General features: G+C 68.8%; 17 protein-coding genes. 10 read left to right on the top strand and 7 right to left on the bottom strand.

Annotation, left to right across the window (positions count from 1 at the left end):
* The first annotated feature begins 65 nt into the window (after positions 1–65).
* Both artA and DJ81_RS06140 read left to right on the top strand, forming a co-directional pair.
* Positions 66–1,028, top strand: a complete 963-nt coding sequence (gene artA, locus DJ81_RS06145; protein WP_094526606.1) for an archaeosortase A — start codon at positions 66–68, stop codon at positions 1,026–1,028.
* Between the two features lie 118 nt (positions 1,029–1,146).
* Entirely contained in the window at positions 1,147–2,394 is a 1,248-nt protein-coding gene (locus DJ81_RS06140) for an MgtC/SapB family protein (protein ID WP_094526605.1), read from the top strand.
* Positions 2,395–2,428: 34 nt separating this feature from the next.
* Here DJ81_RS06140 and DJ81_RS06135 read toward each other — a convergent pair whose 3' ends face one another.
* Entirely contained in the window at positions 2,429–2,803 is a 375-nt protein-coding gene (locus DJ81_RS06135) for a CBS domain-containing protein (protein WP_094524550.1), read from the bottom strand.
* 149 nt (positions 2,804–2,952) lie between these two features.
* Here DJ81_RS06135 and DJ81_RS06130 point away from each other — a divergent pair, with 149 nt between their 5' ends.
* Positions 2,953–3,210 carry a hypothetical protein gene (locus DJ81_RS06130; RefSeq protein ID WP_094524549.1) on the top strand — a complete coding sequence of 86 codons (258 nt, stop codon included), beginning with the start codon at positions 2,953–2,955 and terminating at the stop codon, positions 3,208–3,210.
* Positions 3,200–3,427 (top strand): hypothetical protein, encoded by a 228-nt coding sequence (locus DJ81_RS06125; RefSeq protein ID WP_094524548.1) that lies wholly within the window; start codon positions 3,200–3,202, stop codon positions 3,425–3,427. The genes DJ81_RS06130 and DJ81_RS06125 overlap by 11 nt, the downstream gene beginning before the upstream one ends.
* Before the next feature lie 81 nt (positions 3,428–3,508).
* Here DJ81_RS06125 and DJ81_RS06120 read toward each other — a convergent pair whose 3' ends face one another.
* On the bottom strand, positions 3,509–3,892 hold the full coding sequence (locus DJ81_RS06120) for a CBS domain-containing protein (protein WP_094526604.1): 384 nt from the start codon (positions 3,890–3,892) through the stop codon (positions 3,509–3,511).
* Between the two features lie 60 nt (positions 3,893–3,952).
* A complete protein-coding gene (gene dph5 / locus DJ81_RS06115; protein ID WP_094526603.1) occupies positions 3,953–4,750 on the bottom strand; it encodes a diphthine synthase in 798 nt (265 codons plus the stop codon).
* Positions 4,751–4,922: 172 nt separating this feature from the next.
* On the opposite strand from dph5, the gene DJ81_RS06110 reads away from it, so the two are divergent.
* The 3 genes from DJ81_RS06110 (at position 4,923) to lrpA1 (ending at position 8,296) form a co-directional block, all read left to right on the top strand.
* Complete coding sequence (locus DJ81_RS06110) at positions 4,923–6,818, top strand: 2-oxoacid:acceptor oxidoreductase subunit alpha (protein ID WP_094588973.1); 1,896 nt, start codon at positions 4,923–4,925, stop codon at positions 6,816–6,818.
* 3 nt (positions 6,819–6,821) lie between these two features.
* Positions 6,822–7,760, top strand: a complete 939-nt coding sequence (locus tag DJ81_RS06105; protein ID WP_094526601.1) for a thiamine pyrophosphate-dependent enzyme — start codon at positions 6,822–6,824, stop codon at positions 7,758–7,760.
* A 107-nt stretch (positions 7,761–7,867) separates the two neighbouring features.
* Positions 7,868–8,296 (top strand): HTH-type transcriptional regulator LrpA1, encoded by a 429-nt coding sequence (gene lrpA1, locus DJ81_RS06100; protein WP_094524543.1) that lies wholly within the window; start codon positions 7,868–7,870, stop codon positions 8,294–8,296.
* Between the two features lie 38 nt (positions 8,297–8,334).
* On the opposite strand, the gene DJ81_RS06095 is transcribed toward lrpA1, so the two are convergent.
* The 3 genes from DJ81_RS06095 to ileS all read right to left on the bottom strand — a co-directional run bounded on the left by DJ81_RS06095 (position 8,335) and on the right by ileS (position 12,647).
* Positions 8,335–8,829, bottom strand: a complete 495-nt coding sequence (locus DJ81_RS06095) for a hypothetical protein (protein ID WP_094526600.1) — start codon at positions 8,827–8,829, stop codon at positions 8,335–8,337.
* 53 nt (positions 8,830–8,882) lie between these two features.
* Entirely contained in the window at positions 8,883–9,353 is a 471-nt protein-coding gene (locus DJ81_RS06090) for a GNAT family N-acetyltransferase (RefSeq protein ID WP_094524541.1), read from the bottom strand.
* A 144-nt stretch (positions 9,354–9,497) separates the two neighbouring features.
* Positions 9,498–12,647, bottom strand: a complete 3,150-nt coding sequence (gene ileS, locus DJ81_RS06085; RefSeq protein WP_094588971.1) for an isoleucine--tRNA ligase — start codon at positions 12,645–12,647, stop codon at positions 9,498–9,500.
* A 216-nt stretch (positions 12,648–12,863) separates the two neighbouring features.
* Between ileS and DJ81_RS06080 the strand changes: the two genes are divergently transcribed.
* Positions 12,864–14,105, top strand: coding sequence for a carboxypeptidase-like regulatory domain-containing protein (locus DJ81_RS06080; RefSeq protein ID WP_094588969.1), 1,242 nt, complete (start codon positions 12,864–12,866; stop codon positions 14,103–14,105).
* 66 nt (positions 14,106–14,171) lie between these two features.
* On the opposite strand, the gene DJ81_RS06075 is transcribed toward DJ81_RS06080, so the two are convergent.
* On the bottom strand, positions 14,172–15,383 hold the full coding sequence (locus tag DJ81_RS06075; RefSeq protein ID WP_094526597.1) for an iron-containing alcohol dehydrogenase family protein: 1,212 nt from the start codon (positions 15,381–15,383) through the stop codon (positions 14,172–14,174).
* Positions 15,384–15,536: 153 nt separating this feature from the next.
* On the opposite strand from DJ81_RS06075, the gene DJ81_RS06070 reads away from it, so the two are divergent.
* Entirely contained in the window at positions 15,537–16,487 is a 951-nt protein-coding gene (locus DJ81_RS06070) for a hypothetical protein (RefSeq protein WP_094588967.1), read from the top strand.
* Between the two features lie 252 nt (positions 16,488–16,739).
* Positions 16,740–18,065, top strand: coding sequence for an RNA-guided endonuclease TnpB family protein (locus tag DJ81_RS06065; protein ID WP_094588965.1), 1,326 nt, complete (start codon positions 16,740–16,742; stop codon positions 18,063–18,065).
* The last annotated feature ends 78 nt before the right edge of the window (positions 18,066–18,143 follow it).

Raw genomic sequence — 18,143 nt, 5'->3', positions numbered from 1 at the left:
CCGAGTTCCCGACGGTCCGTCGGCAACGACAAGGGCTTTATTCGACGACGACCGACCGTTCGGTCATGTTCGGTCCCGGCGTGCCGGCGATCCTGAGCCTGGTCCCCGACACGTTCGCGTTCGCGTGGCTCGTCGCGATCCTCTTCGCCGCGTCGTGGCTGCTCGACAGCCGCGGGCTGGCCGCCGGTCGGTCGCTCGCGGCGGGCACCTGGGCGCTGTTCGGGCTCTTCTGGCTGACGACGGTGCCGTACTTCGCGTTCGAGCACCAGAGCTACGTCGAGTCGATCCTGGCGCTCGTCGGCGTCCCGGCGTGCATCTACGCCGGCTACCTGCTGTACAACGGCCGCGCCTCGCTGTTCACGCTCACGCGGGCCATCTCGCTCATGCTGTTCATCTACCTCCCGTTCGAGACCATCCCGGCGTTCTCGCTCGCCGGCGTCGCGTTCCCCGAGCCGCGTCGGGTCCTCATCGAGGCCGTCGCCACCCAGACCGGGTTCCTCATCGACCTCCTCGGCTACGCGCCGGAGCGCGTGACGAGCTACGAGGGGTACGACGCGGCGTACGCGTGGACGCTCCCCGACGGTCACACGGTCACTATCCACGTCGTCCTGGCGTGTACGGGGCTCGGCAGCATGGCCATCTTCGGCGGTCTCGTCGCCGCCGTGCGGGCGCCGCTCTCGCGCAAGCTCCGGGCGCTCGCGGTGTCGATCCCGCTCATCTACGTGCTCAACATCCTCCGGACGACGTTCATCTCCGTCGTGGCGGGCAACCAGTACATGCAGTGGCAGACCGACCTCGTGCTCGCGATGTTCGGCGCGACCGACCCGTACCGGGTCTCCTTCCTCATCTCCGACCGGATCATGAGCCAGCTCCTCGCCGTCGTCGCGCTGATCGGGATCACGTTCCTCGCGGTGCGGGAGCTCCCGGAGCTGGCCGTCATTCTCGAGGACGTCCTCTACCTGATCACGGGGGAGGAACACGACCTGACGGAGTCGCTGGACCTCCCGCGCGAGCCGACGAACCGGTGACGCCGGCGGACGGCGCGGCCGTCATGCCAAAGTATAGGGTCGGTTGTGCGATACACCGGGTCATGCACGCGACGACTCGGTCGGACCCACGACGTCACCGTCGGCGGGGTGGTCGGCCGTGATAGATACGGTCGACCCCCTCGTCTACCTCCGGAGCAACGTCGCGAAGCTCGTCTTGGCGACCGCGCTCGGGATGTTCCTCGGGCTCGAACGGGAGTGGTCTCAGAAGTCGGCGGGGATCCGGACGTTCGCGCTGATCGGCCTCGCGTCGGCGGTGTTCTCGCTGCTCGACGACGACGGACTACTGATCGTCGGCGGCGTGCTGATCGTCGCCAGCGCGGTCCTCCTGGCGGTCCGGAGCTTCGTCGAGGAGGACGTCGACGGGCTCTCGCTCACAACCTCGGTGTCGATGCTCGTCACCTACGGGGTGGGGGCGCTCGTCGCCGAGGAGTTCTTCATCGAGGCGGTGACGGTGGCGGTGCTCTCGTCGCTGCTGCTCGTGTTGAAGCGGGAGCTCCACCAGTTCGCGTGGGGGCTCTCCCGCGAGGAGGTCCGCAGCGCGGTGGAGTTCACCATCCTCGCGTTCGTCGTCTTCCCCCTGCTCCCGGCCGAGACGATCGACCCGTGGGGGGCGGTTCAGCCGCGACTCATCTGGTCGCTCGTCGTCGCGGTCAGCGCCATCGGCTTCGTCAACTACGTGCTCGTGAAGCGGTACCAGGGGCGCGGCTACGCGGTGACCGGCTTCTTCGGCGGGCTCGTGAACTCGACGGCGGTGGTCGCGGAGATGGCGAAGCGCGCGAAGGGGCGGGCGGACCTGCTCGACCTCGCGGTCGGGTCGATCCTGCTGGCGAACGCCGCGATGGCGCTCCGGAACGCCGCGGTCGTCGCCGCCTTCGTCCCGGAGGCCGCTTTGGTGGTCGGTGCGCCGCTCGGCGCGGTCACCGTCGCCGGCGTCCTGATCGCCGTGTGGCGCAGCGACTGGCGGACGACGATGGAGGCGGAGCTCACCTCCCCCTTCAGCCTGCGGAACGCCCTGACGTTCGGCGCGCTGTTCCTCGCGGTGCTGCTCGCCTCCGCCGGCGCGGAACGGGCCTTCGGCGCGGCCGGATTCGTCGCCACCTCGTTCCTCGCCGGGCTCGTCTCCTCCGGGACCGCGACGACGACCGCCGTCTCGCTGCTCGGGACCGGACAGATAACGGTCGACACCGCGGTCACGGGGGTCGTCGCCGGCACGGCCGCGAGCATCCTCGTCAAGACCGCGTTCGCGGCGAGCATCGCCCGGGATCTGGTCCGCCCGGTGCTGATCTGGAACCTCGTGCTGATCGCGGTCGGCGTCGCGGTCGGTGTTCCCCTGCTCCTGTTTTAACTCGGCGCGCGGCGGTTTCCGAGCGTCCCTCGACTCACGAGAGCTGCGCCGCCACGTCGGTCGACGAGACCATGCCGACGTAGTCGTCGTCGACGACGGGGAGGTGTTTGACCCCGTACATCGTCATCATCGCCGCGACCTCCTCCATCATGAGGTCCGGCGTCACCGTTTCCACGTTCTCGGTCATCACGTCGCGAACGACGGATTCGTCTAGGTCGCGGCCGGCCGCGACGGCGCCGACGATGTCGCTCTGCGTGATGATACAGCCGCCCCCCGTCGTCACGACGAGCGCGCTGATGTCGTCGTCCGCCATCCGGCGCGCGGCCTCACGGAGCGGCTCGGTCCCCCCGATCGTCTCTAGCGGCGTCGACATGACCTCACTGACGCGGGTCCGGTCGTTCAGATCCATACCGTGTCGTGTGCTACCAGATCTGATTACTCTTCCGGTGCGATCTCCGCTCCCCCGTTCGACGGTCTCCGGGACGGGCGTCGGCGCGTCCGGGAAACGCGAGCGCGTTCGAACGAGCATATATACGCGTTCGCGCCCATATTGATCATATGTCGGGTATTCTCAGTTCGTTGAGGGACTTCGGGACGCGGTCGCTGCTTATCCACGCCATCATGTCGGTGACGCTCCCGGTGGGGTTCCTGATCGGTCTCACCGTGGACTCGCAGCTCGGGCTGGTGTCGTTCGTCGCGCTGTTGAACTTCACCGCGGGAATGTGGATCTGCCAGTCGATCCACTCGCTCGGCTCGGAGGCGAACGAGGACGGATACGACGGCGTCATCAACGAGATCAGAGCTTATGTCAAGTGACGACGGGATCGACGCCGCGCGGTTCGGGCGTCTCCTGTTGCTCATCGGGTTCGTCACGGCGGTCTCGCTGCTGACGTCCGCACAGGTCCTCCCGGGCGATCTGTTCTCCGTCGCCGTCGTCGCCATCGGGAGCGTCGCGCTCGTCACCGCGATAATCGGCTTCCTGATCGCGGCGGGGGCGACGTACGACGACCAGGTGAAGGCGTCGGGTCGCTAGCCGGCCGGCCGAGCGGCCGAGCCGCTCACTGGACCGAGCCACCGAGTCGCTCACTGACCGAGCGACGCCTCGCCTCGGGGCTCACCGTCGTTCCGAAAGGTACGCCGTGAGGTCGGTCGTCGAGAGCATCCCGACCAACCGGTCGTCCCCGTCGACCACCGGTAAGTGCGTGTACCCCCGGCTCGTCGGGTCGGCGAGCTCCTCGACGGAGTCGTCGGGCGAGACGGTGACGACGTCCGTCGTCATGAACGTCTCAACGGAGGTCTCGTCCTCCGGGTCGTTCCGACGGACGAGCGAGACGAAGTCAGTCGCGGTGATCAGCCCCGCGAGGCGCCCGTCGTCGACGACGAGCACGGAGCTCACTCCCGTCTCCAACATGCGCTTCGCCGCGTCCGCGGCGGCCGCTCCTCGGGGGATCGTGACGAGTTCGGTCGACATGAGCCGCTCGGCGGGCACGTCTGTCATGATCTTTGATAACGCGGGACAGGAATATCAAACGACCGGTCGACGGACGGCGACCCCCGCTCACTCCTCGACGAGCTCCGACGGGGCGCCGGCGAGCCCGGCCAGCGCGTCGGCCTCGACGTGGTGGAGGTCGCCGGGGATCACGAGGAGATGGAGCGGGTCGCCGAACTCCCGCTCGGAAAGCGCGCTCAGCCGGTCGGCGGCGACCACCGGTTCGGGCGAGCCCGCGCGAGCGACGACGACGGCCAGTTCGTCGCGCCAGCCGTCTGCGAGCAGCCCGGCGGCGACGTCGGCGGTCATGTACTCCTCGTGGTCCGGGTCGGGGCCGGTCGGCCCGGTGCCCACCTTGATGTCGAGGTAGACGACGGTGTGGAGGCCGCGCTCGCGGTTCGCCTCGATCGTCTCGACCACGCTCCCGGGGACGTCGTCGCCGCCGTGAGCGTACGGGAACGGGAGCGTCGTCGCCTTCCCGAACCGGTAGTTCTGGAGCCCGGTGAGACTCGACGCGGCCGACTGAGCGGTCACCCCGTGGATCACGCGCGTCTCGATCCCCCGCTCCTCGGCTCGCAGCCGGAGGTCCGTGTGCGTCGTCGAGATCATCGTGTCGCCGGCGGTACAGAAGGCGACGTCGCCCTCGGCGGCGGCCGAGAGGATCGCCTCCGGGTCGCGCTCGACCCCCTCCCGCGGCCGGACCTCGATCTCGACGTCGTGGTACGCCTCCAACTCATCGACGTCGGCGCCGACCAGCCGGCTGGTGTAGAACTCGGCGAAGACGCGGTCGGCGGCGCGCAGCGCCTCGCGCCCCTCGACGGTGACCGACCGTTCGTCGTAGAGTCCGAGCCCGATGAACGTGAGCATGTCCGCCGTCAGGCGGGCGGCGAGTAAAAGGGCGCGGAACCGAAGTCTCGCGAGTCCGCCTCCCCCCGACCTAAAGGTCTTTCATGATTGTTGCTTGTGATTCCATAGCAAGCCCTAAGAGGTAACCACCACAACCACAGAGCACGAGGCCCTCACGGGCTACCATACCACTATGACTGACGACGAACTCATCTGGCGGATATCGGGGGGATCCGGCGACGGGATCGCTTCGACGAGCCAGAACTTCGCAAAGGCCTTGATGCGATCGGGGCTCAACGTGTTCACGCATCGCCACTATCCGTCCCGTATCCGCGGCGGCCACACGTACACCGAGGTCCGCGCGTCGGCGGACCCGGTGCGGTCCCGCGGCGACGGCTATAACTTCCTGCTGGCGCTCGGCGACTCGTTCGCCCGGAACCCGCAGGAGGAGGCCGTCTACGGGAACGAAGAGATCAAACCGCTCTCGGAGAACCTGGACGAACTCCGCGAGGGCGGCGTCATCGTCTACGACGAGGGGCTGTTAGACGCCTCCGAGATCCCGAACTTCGACGAGCGGGCCGAGGAGAACAACTGGCACGTATACCCCCTCGACCTCCGCGGGCTCGCCCGCGACATGGGTCGCGAGGTCATGCGCAACACCGCCGGCGTCGGCGCCACCTGCGCGCTGACCGGCATGGACCTCGACCACGTCCAGGACCTCATGCGCGACGCGATGCCGGAGAAGATCCTCGACCCGAACCTGGAGATCCTCCAGACCGCCTACGACCAGGTGCGAGAGGAGTACGACGTCGACGCACCCGACGTCAGCGTCCCGACCGGCGAACACGACGAGACGCAGCTGCTCATGTCCGGGTCGGACGCCATCTCCTACGGCGCCATCGACGAGGGCTGTCGGTTCATCGCCGGCTACCCGATGACGCCGTGGACCGAAGTGTTCACCATCATGAGCAACAACCTGCCGAAGCTCGGCGGGATCTCCGAGCAGGTCGAAGACGAGATCGCGGCGGCCGCGCTCGCGGTCGGCGCCTCGCACGCCGGCGTGAAGGCCATGTCCGGCTCCTCCGGCGGCGGGTTCGCGCTGATGTCCGAGCCCCTCGGGCTCGCTGAGATGACGGAGACGCCCGTCGTCCTCGTCGAGGCCATGCGCGCCGGGCCCTCGACCGGGATGCCGACGAAGCCCGAGCAGTCCGACCTCGAACACGTCCTGTACACCTCGCAGGGCGACTCCCAGCGCGTCGTCCTCGCGCCGGGGACGGTCGAGGAGGCGTACGAGCAGTCGCGGATCGCCTTCCGGCTGGCCTACGAGTACCAGATCCCGTCGATCCTGCTGTACGACCAGAAGCTCGGCGGCGAGATGACGAACGTCCCCAAGAGCCACTTCGACCGCGAGCCGAACCCGACGCTCGGGAAGACCCTGAGCGAGGACGCGCTGGCGGAGGAGCCGCACTCGGCCGACGGGAAGTTCCACCGGTTCCAGCACGACGTCGAGGACGGCGTCTCCCCGCGGTCGATCCCCGGCCAGAAGGGCGGTCGCTTCCTCGCGACCGGCAACGAACACGACCCGACCGGGCACATCGCCGAGTCGCCGGACAACCGCGTCGCGCAGATCGACCGCCGGACCCAGAAGCTGGAGGCGATCCGCGCCGACCTCGACACGGTCGACACGGGCTCGTACGCCGGCCCCGACGACGCCCAGTACGGCATCCTCACCTTCGGGAGCCAGCAGGGCACCGTCGAGGAGGCCGTCGGTCGCCTCAACGACGCCGGAATATCGGTGAAATCGTACGGCGTCTCCGACATGCTCCCGTTCCCGACCGACCAGGTCGAGGAGTTCGTCCAGAGCGTCGACGAGGTGCTCGTCGTCGAGATGACCGCCTCGGGACAGTTCCGCGGGCTCATCCAGAAGCACCTCGGCCGCTACGGCGAGCGGCTGTCGAGCCTGCTGAAGTACAACGGGAACCCGTTCGAGCCGGCGGAGATCGTCGACGGGTTCGAGGCAGCGATCGTCGAGGGCGACGGCGACGCGTCCAGCCATCAGACCACCTTCGTCCCAGCCGCAGGTGACTAACCAATGAGCACGTTTTCAGCGATCGGAGAGGAGCGAGAGATCGACCGCGACGAGTACACCCCCGGCGTGGAGCCGCAGCCGACCTGGTGTCCGGGCTGCGGTGACTTCAGCGTCCTGAAGGCGCTCAAGCAGGCGCTTCCGGAGGTCGGGCGCACGCCCGAGGAGACCCTGCTGTGCACCGGGATCGGCTGTTCGGGCAAGCTGAACAGCTACCTCGACACGTACGGGTTCCACACGATCCACGGGCGTTCCCTGCCCGTGGCCCGCGCCGCGAAGCTCGCGAACCCCGACCTCGAAGTCATCGCCGCCGGCGGCGACGGCGACGGCTACGGGATCGGCGGGAACCACTTCATCCACACGGCCCGGGAGAACCACGACATGACGTACATCGTCTTCAACAACGAGATCTTCGGGCTCACGAAGGGCCAGACCTCGCCCACCAGCCCGAAGGGCCACAAGTCGAAGACGCAGCCGTCCGGCAGCGCCAAGGAGCCGCTCAAGCCGCTTTCGATGTCGCTGAACGCCGGCGCCTCCTACGTCGCCCGCACGGCCGCGGTCAACCCCAACCAGGCGAAGGAGATCATCATCGAGGCGATCGAGCACGACGGCTTCGCGCACGTCGACTTCCTCACCCAGTGTCCGACCTGGAACAAGGACGCGCGCCAGTACGTCCCGTACATCGACGTCAACGAGTCCGACGACTACGAGTTCGACCCGACGGACCGCGTCGAGGCCGCGGAGATGATGCGCGAGACCGAGGAGTCGCTGTACGAGGGGAAGGTCCTCACCGGCCGCTACTACGTCGACGAGGACCGCCCGTCCTACGGCGCGGAGAAGCAGGCGATCGGCGAGATTCCCGAGGAGCCGCTGGCGGAGCGCTACTGGGACGACGAGTACGAGTGGGAGCGCTCGCACGACCAGTTCCTCGACAAGCACGCCTAAATCGGCCGTAGACAGGTTCCTACGGCCGATTTGGCCGTAGTTCGTCGTCCGTTCGTCTCGTTTTTCGGTTCGCAAGGTATTTTTTCCGTGGTGACAAAGAGTCGGGTATGAGTACGGTATCGACCGAAGAACGGATCCTGTCGGTGTTAGAGGAGGACGCACAGGCCTCCTGCGCGGAGATCGCCGACCGAGCCGACGTCTCGAAGCCGACGGTGCGGAAGTACATCGACCGCCTCGAAGAGAAAGGCGTGATCGTCGGCTACTCGGCGGAGATCGACCCGAAGAAGCTCTCGTCGCAGTCGATCGCCATGGTCGGGATGGACGTCGACTCCGGCAAGTACGTCGGCGCGACCCGCGAGCTGAAAGAGCTCGACGAGGTGCAGGCGCTGTACACCTCCTCCGGTGACCACATGCTGATGGCCGAGGTCCGCGCCCGCGACGGCGACGAGCTCGGCGACGTCATCTCCGAGAAGCTGTTGGCGATCGACGGCGTCACCGCCGCGCACCCCTCCTTCCTGCAGGAACGGCTGAAGTAGCTCCGGACCGGGCGGCCGTCGCGGCACCGCGGCCGACGCTACCGATACGCGAGCGCGACGAGAAGGAGCGTTACGACGCTCCCGCCCAGCGCCGCGACGACGATCGACGCCTCGCTGGCTCCGAGGAGTACCCCGACGAGCGGGAGACAGAGCAGGAGGCCGGCCCATATCGCCGCGCCGCCGAGCCGCCGGGCTCGCTCGCGGCTCACGTCCGGCGTCGTCAGGAGGTCGCGCCGGTCGCGGTAGCGGACGAGCCACCCGAGCGCGACCGTTCCGACGGCGGCGACGCCGAGCGCGCCGACCGCGACGGTCCGATCGGGAACGCCCAGCGCGATCGCCGCGGCGAGGGCGACGAGGAACGCCCCGGTGCCCCCGAGCACGGCGGCGTTGGCCCGCGCGCCCGCATTGTCGGCGTCGTCCACCCCGTACAGGCGACGGAACCGGCTCGCGGGCCGGAGGCTGGCGAGGGCGACGAGCGCGAACGCGACACCGAGCGCGGCGAGGGTAATCAGACCGGGGTCGACGGAGGGCATTCAGTGACGACTCGAAACGGGTGCGGAGACCACTTAGTTCCGCGCCGCCGGCGTCACGCCAGCTCGCCCGCGTCGGCGACGACGACCGACTCGTCGCCGGCGGGGCCGCGGCGAGTGCCTCGGGGACTGAACCCGTGGGCGGCGAAGAACTCCTGTGCGCCCGGGCTGTCGGCGGGGACGCTCGCCCGAAGCGTGTCGACGTCGTGGCGACCCAGCGAGGACGCGACCCGCGAAAGGAGCTCGGCGGCGACGCCCTCTCCGGCGTGGCTCGGGTGGACCCACAGCGCGAGCAGCTCGGCTTCGGGCCCCTGCGCGTCGGGGTGCGCGATGGCGACGCCGACGGGGCCGTCGTCGTTCTCCATCAGGAACGACCACTCCGCCTCGGCGGCGGCCTCGCGGACGCCGGCGGCGGACACGTCCAAGAGCGGGGATCCGATGTCGTCGAAGACGGTCGCCTCGCGCGCTCGCGAGACCGCCGTTCGCAGCGCCTCCGCGTCGTCGGGCCGGGCCGCCCGGACATGCATAGATAACCATAAGTAAAGAACTCACCTATAGGTTTCGGGATGTGAATTGATACCACGCCAACGGTGGGACGAACGAAAAGCGCGATCAGTTCCGCGGCCGGTCCGTCTGCCGCGCGACTGACGGGCTCGAAACCGGCAGTTCCCCTACGCGACCGGCTCGATTCCGATCGTCACGACGACGTCCTCGACGTCCCACTCCTCGACGAGCCCGTCGGTCTCGGCGGCGTCGCTCGGCTCGTCGAGCCACTCGTCGGCGCGCACCTCGCCGGCGATCAGGTCGGCGTGCTCGTCGACGAAGCCGGCGATCCGGTCGTCGTCGACGGCGACGCCGACCCGGATCCGGGCCTCGACGTCGAGGTCGAGCTCCTTGCGCATCTCCTGAATCCGACGGATCACGTCGCGGGCGTACCCCTCCGACTCGATCTCGGGGGTGAGCGAGGTGTCGACGTAGACGGTGCCGCCGTCGAAGTCGACGCCGGAGACGTTCTCCGGGGGTTCGGCGACGTACTCGACCATCGCGTCGTCGAGGTCGACGGGCTCGCCGTCGACGGCCACCGCGCCGCCCTCGACCGCCGCGCGCGTCGCGCCCTGCACCGCGTCCATCACCTTCTGGGCGTCGGCGCCGAAGGCGGGACCGATCTCGGCCATCTGCGGCTCGGCGGTCTCGACGAGCTCGTCGAACGCGTCGGTGACGGTCACCTCGCGGGCGTTGACGCGCTCGCCGATCAGGTCGGACAGACGCTCGACGGCGGCGGTCACCTCGTCGTCGCCGCTCTCGACGACGACGCGCGGCACGGGCCAGCGGAGCTTCCGGCCCGCCTGCTGGCGGGCGTTCGCGGCGGCCTCCTCGACGTCGCGGAGGACGGCCACGTCGCGCTCCAGCTCGGGGTCGCGGAGCCCGTCGTCGGGCTCGGGGTAGTCGAGCTGGTGGACCGTGGTCGCCGAGCCGTCGAGCGTCTGGTACATCCGCTCGGTCAGGTACGGCGCGATCGGCGCGAGCAGCCGGATCACCTCGTCGAGGACGGTCGCGAGCGTCGCGTAGGCGCCCCGCTTCGAGGCGGAGTCCGCCTCCTCCCACATCCGGTCGCGGACGGCCTTCACGTAGAAGCGCGAGACGTCTTGGGTGACGAACTCGATCACCGCGTTGACCGCGTCGCTGACGCGGTAGTCGGCCCACGCCTCGGTCACCTCGGTCTCGACCGACTGGAGCCGAGAGAGCACCCACTCGTCGACGAGCTCCAGCTCGCCGTCGGCGAGGTCGGCCTCGGCGGGGTCGTAGCCGTCGAGCTCCATGTACTCCAGCGGGAAGCGGAACACGTTCCAGAGGATGTTGAGCTTCCCCTGCAGCTCGCCGAGCCCGTCCCACTCGAACGCGAGGTCGACCCCCTGCTGGTCGTGGGAGAGCAGGTAGGTGCGGAGCGGGTCGCGACCGGCGCGCTCGATCGCCTCTTCCGGGGTGACGATGTTGCCGACCGACTTCGACATCTTGCGCCCGTCCTCGTCGTTGGCGAAGCCGTGCATCAGCACCTCCTCGTAGGGGATCTCGCCGACCGCGGCGGTGCCCATGCCGAGCTGCGACCAGAACCAGCCGCGGGTCTGGTCGTGCGCCTCGACGATGAGGTCGGCGGGCCACAGCTCGTCGTGGGCCTCCTCCTCGGACGGGTAGCCGAGCGTGCCCCAGCTGGCGACCGACGAGTCGAGCCACACGTCGAACACGTCCTCGACGCGGCGGTACGTGACGCCGTCCTCGACGATGGTCAGGTCGTCGACAGCGGGGCGGTGGAGGTCGATCGCCCCGGGGTCGACGTCCTCCTCGACGCGCTCGGCGAGCTCCTCGCGGGTGCCGACCACGATCATGTCCTCGTCGAGGTTCCCCGCCTCGGCGTCGTCGGGCACCCAGATGGGGATCGGGACCCCCCAGTAGCGCTGGCGGGAGACGTTCCAGTCGGGGGCGTCCTCGATGAAGTCGCGGAACCGGTTGTCCCGCGCCCACTGCGGATGCCACTCGGACTCCTCCATGTTGTCGAGGAGGTCCTCCTTCACGTCCGTGATCGAGATGAACCACTGGTCGGTGACCAGCTGGATGATCCCGGTGTCACAGCGCCAGCAGTGGCCGTAGCTGTGGTCGACGGTGCCGTGCGCGAGCATGTGGCCGTCGGCGACGAGGTCCTCGACGATGTCGTCGTTGGCGTCGCGCACGAACTGGCCCGCGTACTCGCCGGCCGCCTCGGTGAACTCGCCGTTGGGGCCGACCGGACAGTAGATATCGAGTCCCAGCTCCGTGCCGCGGTGGAAGTCCTCCTCACCGTGGCCCGGCGCGGAGTGGACGAGCCCGGTGCGGTCGGCCTCCACGTAGTCGGCGGCGTACACCCGCCCGGCGCCCTCGGAGTCGGGGTACTCGGCGACGTGGTCGGCGAGCGGGTGATCGTACGCCCAGCCGACGAGATCCTCGCCCGTCAGCTCGGCCTCGACCTCGTACTCCTCGTAGCGCCCCTCTCCGAGCACGTCCTCGACGCACTCTTCGGCGACGTAGAGCAGCTCCTCCTCGCCGTCCTTCTCGGCGCGGACGGCGTTGTACGCGAGCTCCTCGTCGACGGCGACGAAGGTGTTCGCGGGGATCGTCCACGGCGTCGTCGTCCAGATGACGAGGCTCCCCTCGCGGTCGGCGAGCGGGAACTTCACGTAGACGGAGGGGTCCTCGACGTCCTCGTACTCAACCTCGTTGTTGGCGAGCCCGGTCTCGCACCGCGGGCACTGCGAGATGGAGCGTTTCCCCTGCTCGACGAGCCCGTTGTCGGCGACCTCGGAGAACGCCCACCACGCGGCCTCCATGTACTCCGGCGAGATGGTCTCGTACGGGTCCTCCCAGTCCATCCAGACGCCGATGGACTTGAAGTCCTCGTCCATCGCCGCGCGGTTCTCTAAGGCGAACTCCTTGCACTTCTCGATGAACGCCTCCATCCCGTACTCCTCGATGTCCCGCTTGTTCTCGAAGCCGAGTTCCTCCTCGACTTTCACCTCGATCGGGAGCCCGTGCATGTCGTAGCCCGGTCGGTCGGTGACGCGGTGGCCGGTCATCCGCTTGTGGCGGATGATCGCGTCCTTCAGCGTCTTGTTCCACGCCGTGCCGAGGTGCATCTGCCCGGAGGTGTACGGCGGCCCGTCCACGAAGAAGAAGGGCGGGTCGTCGGCGTGCGCCTCCTTCGCCGCCTCGTAGGCGTCCACGTCGTCCCAGTAGTCGTCGACCGCCGACTCGACGTCCGCGGGCGCGTACTGGTCGTCGATCTGCTCCATATCCGTTGGTCTTCGCGCGCGTATTTGAATACGGCGGAGTCGGGGTCGCGGGCGGTCCGTCCGCGACGTCACTCCCGGCTCGACCGGCGCGAGGCACCGCGACCTCGCTCGTCGGTCAGAAGCGGGGAGTCCCCTCGAAATCGGGCACACGTCCGCGGTCAGAAACCGGTAAGCGGCCCATACCAATATATGAAGGCAATGTTTAGTATGTCTCACATGAACGTCGCACGCTTGGTCCTCGTCGGAGCCGCGGTACTGCTCGTCGCGGTCGTCGCCACCGGCGGCGCGGTCGGTCAGGATCAGGTGACGCTCACCGTCTCGGTCGCCGACCAGGACGGCGACGCAGTCAGCGGGGTGACCGTCGAGGCCGAGTGGGAGACCGACTCGGGAGAGACGGGGACCGCGACGGGCACGACGGCGAGCAACGGGAACGTGCTCCTCGACGTCCCCGAGGGATCGAGCGTGGAGCTGGACGTGGACGACGACACCTACGTCAGAAACAGGCCGCTCGAGGTCGAGAACGCGAGCGCGGCGGAGATCGACCTCGGCGTCACCCGGAGCGGGACCGCGACGGTGACGGTCCTCGACGACCAGAATCGATCGCAGGCCGACGCGAGGGTGACCGTCCGCGAGGACGGGCGGTCCGTCGACCGCGGCGAGACCGGATCGGACGGGACCTACGAGACGGCTCGCCTCGAGCGGGGCACGTACAACGTCACGGTCGTGAAGCCGGGGTACTACGAGACGGAGCGCGAGGTCACGGTGTCGCTGAACACGGAGACGACGATCGCGATCGAGCGGGGGACCGTGACGCTCGACGTCCGCGCCCTCGACGACCACTTCGACCCGCCCGAGCCGATCGAGAGCGGGTCGGTCCGGGTGACGTCGTCGGTGTTCGAAGGGGAGGTGACCGTGACCGAGGGAACGGCCTCGCTCAACGTGCCCGTGAACGCGGCGTACACGGTCGAGGTCGTCACGGACGGGTACGACCCCTCGCCCGAGCGAGTCCGGGTGCGAGAGTCCCCGAGGAGCGTGAACGCCACGGCCCAGCGGACCCCCGCGCTGTCCGTCACCCCGGCGAACGACCGCGTGCTCGTCGGCGAGACGACGCGCGTGACCGTGCTGAACGCGTACGACGAGCCGGTGGCCGGCGCCACGGTCGAGGTCGACGGCGAGGACGTCGGCGAGACCGACGCCCGCGGGGAGATCGAGGTGCCGATCTCGTCCGCCGGAGACCGGACGATCGTCGCGAGCGACGGGGGCGTCGAGTCCGACCCGGCGACGGTCGAGGGCGTCGAGACCGCGGACGAGGCCGATCCGAGCGCGAACGGTTCGAACGATACCGGAGACGACGGCTCCGGCGACACCGACGACGGCGCTCCCGGCTTCGGCGTCGTCGCCGCGGTCCTCGCGCTCCTCGCCGCGGCCGTCGCCGCGGGTCGGTATCGCGGTCGCTGAGCGGGGAGAGACACGCCGAACCCTCCGGCCGCGGTCAGGCCGGCCGAAATCGGGCCCTCCGCCCGGTCACCACGCCGAGCGCAACACGCCCTCGATCGCCTCCGGCGTCGCGTCGAGTTCCTCGGGCGCCCGGTCCATACACCAGTCGTCGGCGACGTACTCGGCGATCGCGGGGAGATCGCCCTCCGCCGTCGCCGGCAGATCGCGGAGGCGCTCGGGCACCGGTAGCGCGCCGCGGATCGCGGCGACGGCGTCGACGACGTCCTCCGCGATCGCGTCGTCGTCGCGCCCGTCGACGTCGACGCCGAGCCCGGCGGCGAGCGCTCGGCGGCTCGCGTCGACCTCGTCGAAGAGGTACGCGAGGACGTGGGGGGCGACGGCCGCGTGGACGTCGCCCTGCTGGACGTCGTAGCGGCGCGCGAACCCGTGGCCGAACGCGTGTATCACCGAGATCCGGCGGTCGAGCTGGACGAGCAGCGCGCCGACCACGGCCCGGTCCGCGGCGGCCTCGGTCTCCGGCCGATCGCCGGCGACCCGCGGGAGCGAGTCGGAGAGGAGCCGTAGCCCGTGGACCGCGGCCGCGTCGCTCACGGGCGTCGCGTCCCGCGCGTACGGCGTCTCGATCCCCTTGTCGAAGCCGTTCATCGCCGACCCCGCGAGCGCCGACGACGGCGTCGTCTCGAACAGCGCCGGGTCGGCGAGGTCGACGACCGGCATCGGTCCGTCGCCGCTGACGGTCAGCGGCTGGCCCGTGGGCGACTCGTCGGCCGGGAGCACCTCCAGCGAGCCGCCCGTCGAGAGGTCCGCGCCGGCGAACGTCGTCGGGATCACCACGACCGGGAGCGAGGGGTCGGACCCGGGCGCGAGCGACCCGAGCGCGTCGGGGCCTTCCGCCGCGTCGTCGCGGAGCTCGGCGAGGTCGCGGTCGTCGACGTCGAGTAGCGCCGCCTGCCGGGCGATATCGAGGCTGCTGCCGCCGCCGACCGCGACGAGGGTATCCGCGCCCACCTCGGCCCGCTTGTCGAGGAGGTCGTACGCCGTCTCGACGCGCTTGTCGGGGGTCGTCCCGTCGAAGACGCCGGCGAGTCGGTCGTCGAGCCCCCCGCGGATCCGGTCCATCAGGTCGTCGTTGGCGCCGACGTTGGCGCCGCAGACGACGAGCGCGTCCCCCAGCCCACGGTCGGCGAGGACCGCGCTCAGCTCGCTCGCGCGGCCGCGACCGTACAGGATCTCACAGCCGCGGTAGTCGTGCTCGAAGGAGTCCGCGATCGGTAGCATCGCGAGTCGGTACGGCAGGCGGCCGCTTGTAGCTGTGGGCCCGGGCGACGCGCCGGCGGGGTCGGCGACGGACCGACGGCGCCCCTCGCGGTCTCCCAAAGAGCCAACCCGCTGCGGGTCGGAGTCTCAGGCCGGTCGCCCGACCGACACACCATGCGCCGGTTCCCACCGCTCCCGGACCTCGACGACGCGGACCCGCCCGACGGCCTCCTCGAGGGCCACCTCTGGCTCCTCGAACTGATCGACGGAACGGGGCTCCGGTTCCGCATGGACGAGTCCGGACTCCTCCGGTTCGGCGGTCCGGAGGCGGTGTACGACGACCTCGACGCGGTCCCGCCCGCGGTCCGACCCGCGGTCCGGCACGCCCGCGATCGGTTCGACCGCGAGGCGCTCCGGCGGGCCGTCGCCGACCCCGCCGGCGTGACGTTCTTCGGGGTCGCCACCCACCGCTGCGGGACCGACTACGACTGGGACCGGATCCCGCCGTTCCTCGGCACCGACGTGTGGACGGGCGCGGACGGAGAGCGCGAGGGGAACGGAGAGAGTGGGGGTGACAGAGAGCGCGAGGGGAACGGAGAGAGTCAGGAGGACGGGGCGTTCCGGCCGCCGGACGCCGCCGCGGCGATCTTCGAGGGGGTCGGGCTCGCCCCGGTAAACGCGGTGGCGCGCGAGGTGAACGCGCGCGACTTCGACCCCGAGGGATACGCGGTCCCGGCGTCGGCGTGGCGCGACGGCCCGGCGGCCGGCGTCGTCGTCCGGAACAAGCGCGGCGGACGCGTGAAGATCTCGAGGGGGCCGAGCGACGACGGCGACGGCGCGGGAGACGGCCGCGCGAGAGACGACCGGGCCACGGACCCTCCCGACCCCGACGAACTCGCCGCGGTCCACGCCGGACGGGAGCGGTTCGACCGGGTCGTCGCGGCCCTCGAACGGCGCGGAGAGCCGGCGACGGTCGACCGGCTCGCGGACCTGACCGTCGAGGCGGTCGCCCGGGAGACGCCCCTCCGGTTCGGGGACGGCGAGAGCGGTCCGGCCGGAGTCGACGTCGCCCGGTTCCGCGCGTCCGTCGTCGAGCGCGCGAGCGCGTTCCTCGACGAGCGCTGACGGATAGCAAGCGGAAGCCTCGCCCTTCAGGGCGGGGTCCAAGCGACAGCACAATGCCACAACCGACGTGCTACGATTCGTCTGGATGTTCCACCGCTTCCAATCCTGCTTCGATAATTTCTCGGTAGGCTTCTTCAAGACTCACGTCTTGATCTTCAGCGTAGTCTTTCACGCGGCCGTTCAGGGTGTGTGAAATGTTGATATTCGGTCGCATTGTTTGTGTCCAAAAGACATATAGACGTAGGACTACAAATGTCTGTTGTCGTGAGGCGAACCAACACGTTCGCGGTACGCCCGCTCTCCGACGACGACGAGCGGCTACTGTTGGATCTGTTGGACGCCTCTGCGAGCCTGTGGAACGAGCTCAATTACGAGCGTCGCCAGCAATTCTTCGACGGCGAATCAGTGTGGGACACTGCTGACTACCGCAAGCAGTATGTCGATGTGACCGGCTCTGGAACCGCACAGCAAGTGATCCGGAAAAACAAGTCTGCGTGGAACTCGTTTTTTGCCGCCCTAGACGACTGGCACAACGGCGACCGTGATGAACGTCCCTCGCCCCCCGGATACTGGGGCAACGAAGATGATGGACGAGAACTACGCACGTTCATCCGGAACGACTTGTATACACTGGAAACCGGCGATCGGTCACGCATCGAGATCCCAGTCGGGTCCGCTCTGAAGGACGAATACGACCACACTGGTCGCCTCCGTCTTGAAGTCGCTGGCGACCCGAAGTGGGACGGCGAACAAGGTCGTTTGGAGATACAGTACGACGAGATAGACGACACGTTCAGAGCCTTTCAGCCTGTTACCCTGCCTGATTCACAACAGGATTCACCACTGGCTTCGGAAGAAGCCGCACTGGACGTGGGCGCAAACAATCTCATCGCCTGTACAACGACGACCGGCCAGCAGTACCTCTACGAGGGCCGCGACCTGTTTGATCGCTTCCGCGAGACGACCGACGAAATTGCCCGATTACAGTCGAAGCTCCGTGAGGGGCGATACAGTAGCAACCGAATTCGGCAGCTGTATCAGAAACGGACACGGCGGCGCGACCACGCACAGGAGGCACTAGCCCGGGACCTGATGGAACAGCTCTACGCCGACGGTGTCAAGACAGTGTACGTCGGCGACCTCACGGATGTTCTCTCGGCGCACTGGTGTGCTGAAGTGAACGCAAAGACTCACCAGTTCTGGGCCTTTCGGGCGTTCATCGATCGCTTATCGTACACAGCCGAGGAATACGGCATCAGTATTGAGGTGCAGTCAGAAGCCAATACAACCCGAACGTGCCCGGTGTGTGGCGAACAAGAGGGTACCGATCGCGACGGCGACGTGTTCCGATGTCCGTGCGGCCACGAAGCACACGCCGATCTGTGTGCGTCCCGGACATTCCTCGAACAGCAGGCTTGCGAACTCGAAGTTGGGTCGATGGCTCGGCCCGTGCGCCTCAAGTGGGACGACCACAACTGGTCAGAGACACCACACTCTCCCGAGAGGGAAAGTCCCAACGAGGAGCGCACAAACCAGAGTACCGGCAACGGGAAAGTTGCCTCCGTGGGTACGGCATAGCCAACATCCCACCGGAGGAATCCTCGCCCTTCAGGGCGGGGAGGAAGTCAAACGCGTCCCGGCGGGGCTGGCGGGGCG

Source organism: Halorubrum sp. Hd13 (assembly GCF_002252755.1).
GTDB lineage: Archaea > Halobacteriota > Halobacteria > Halobacteriales > Haloferacaceae > Halorubrum.
This window is presented reverse-complemented; position numbering and strand designations above follow the sequence as displayed.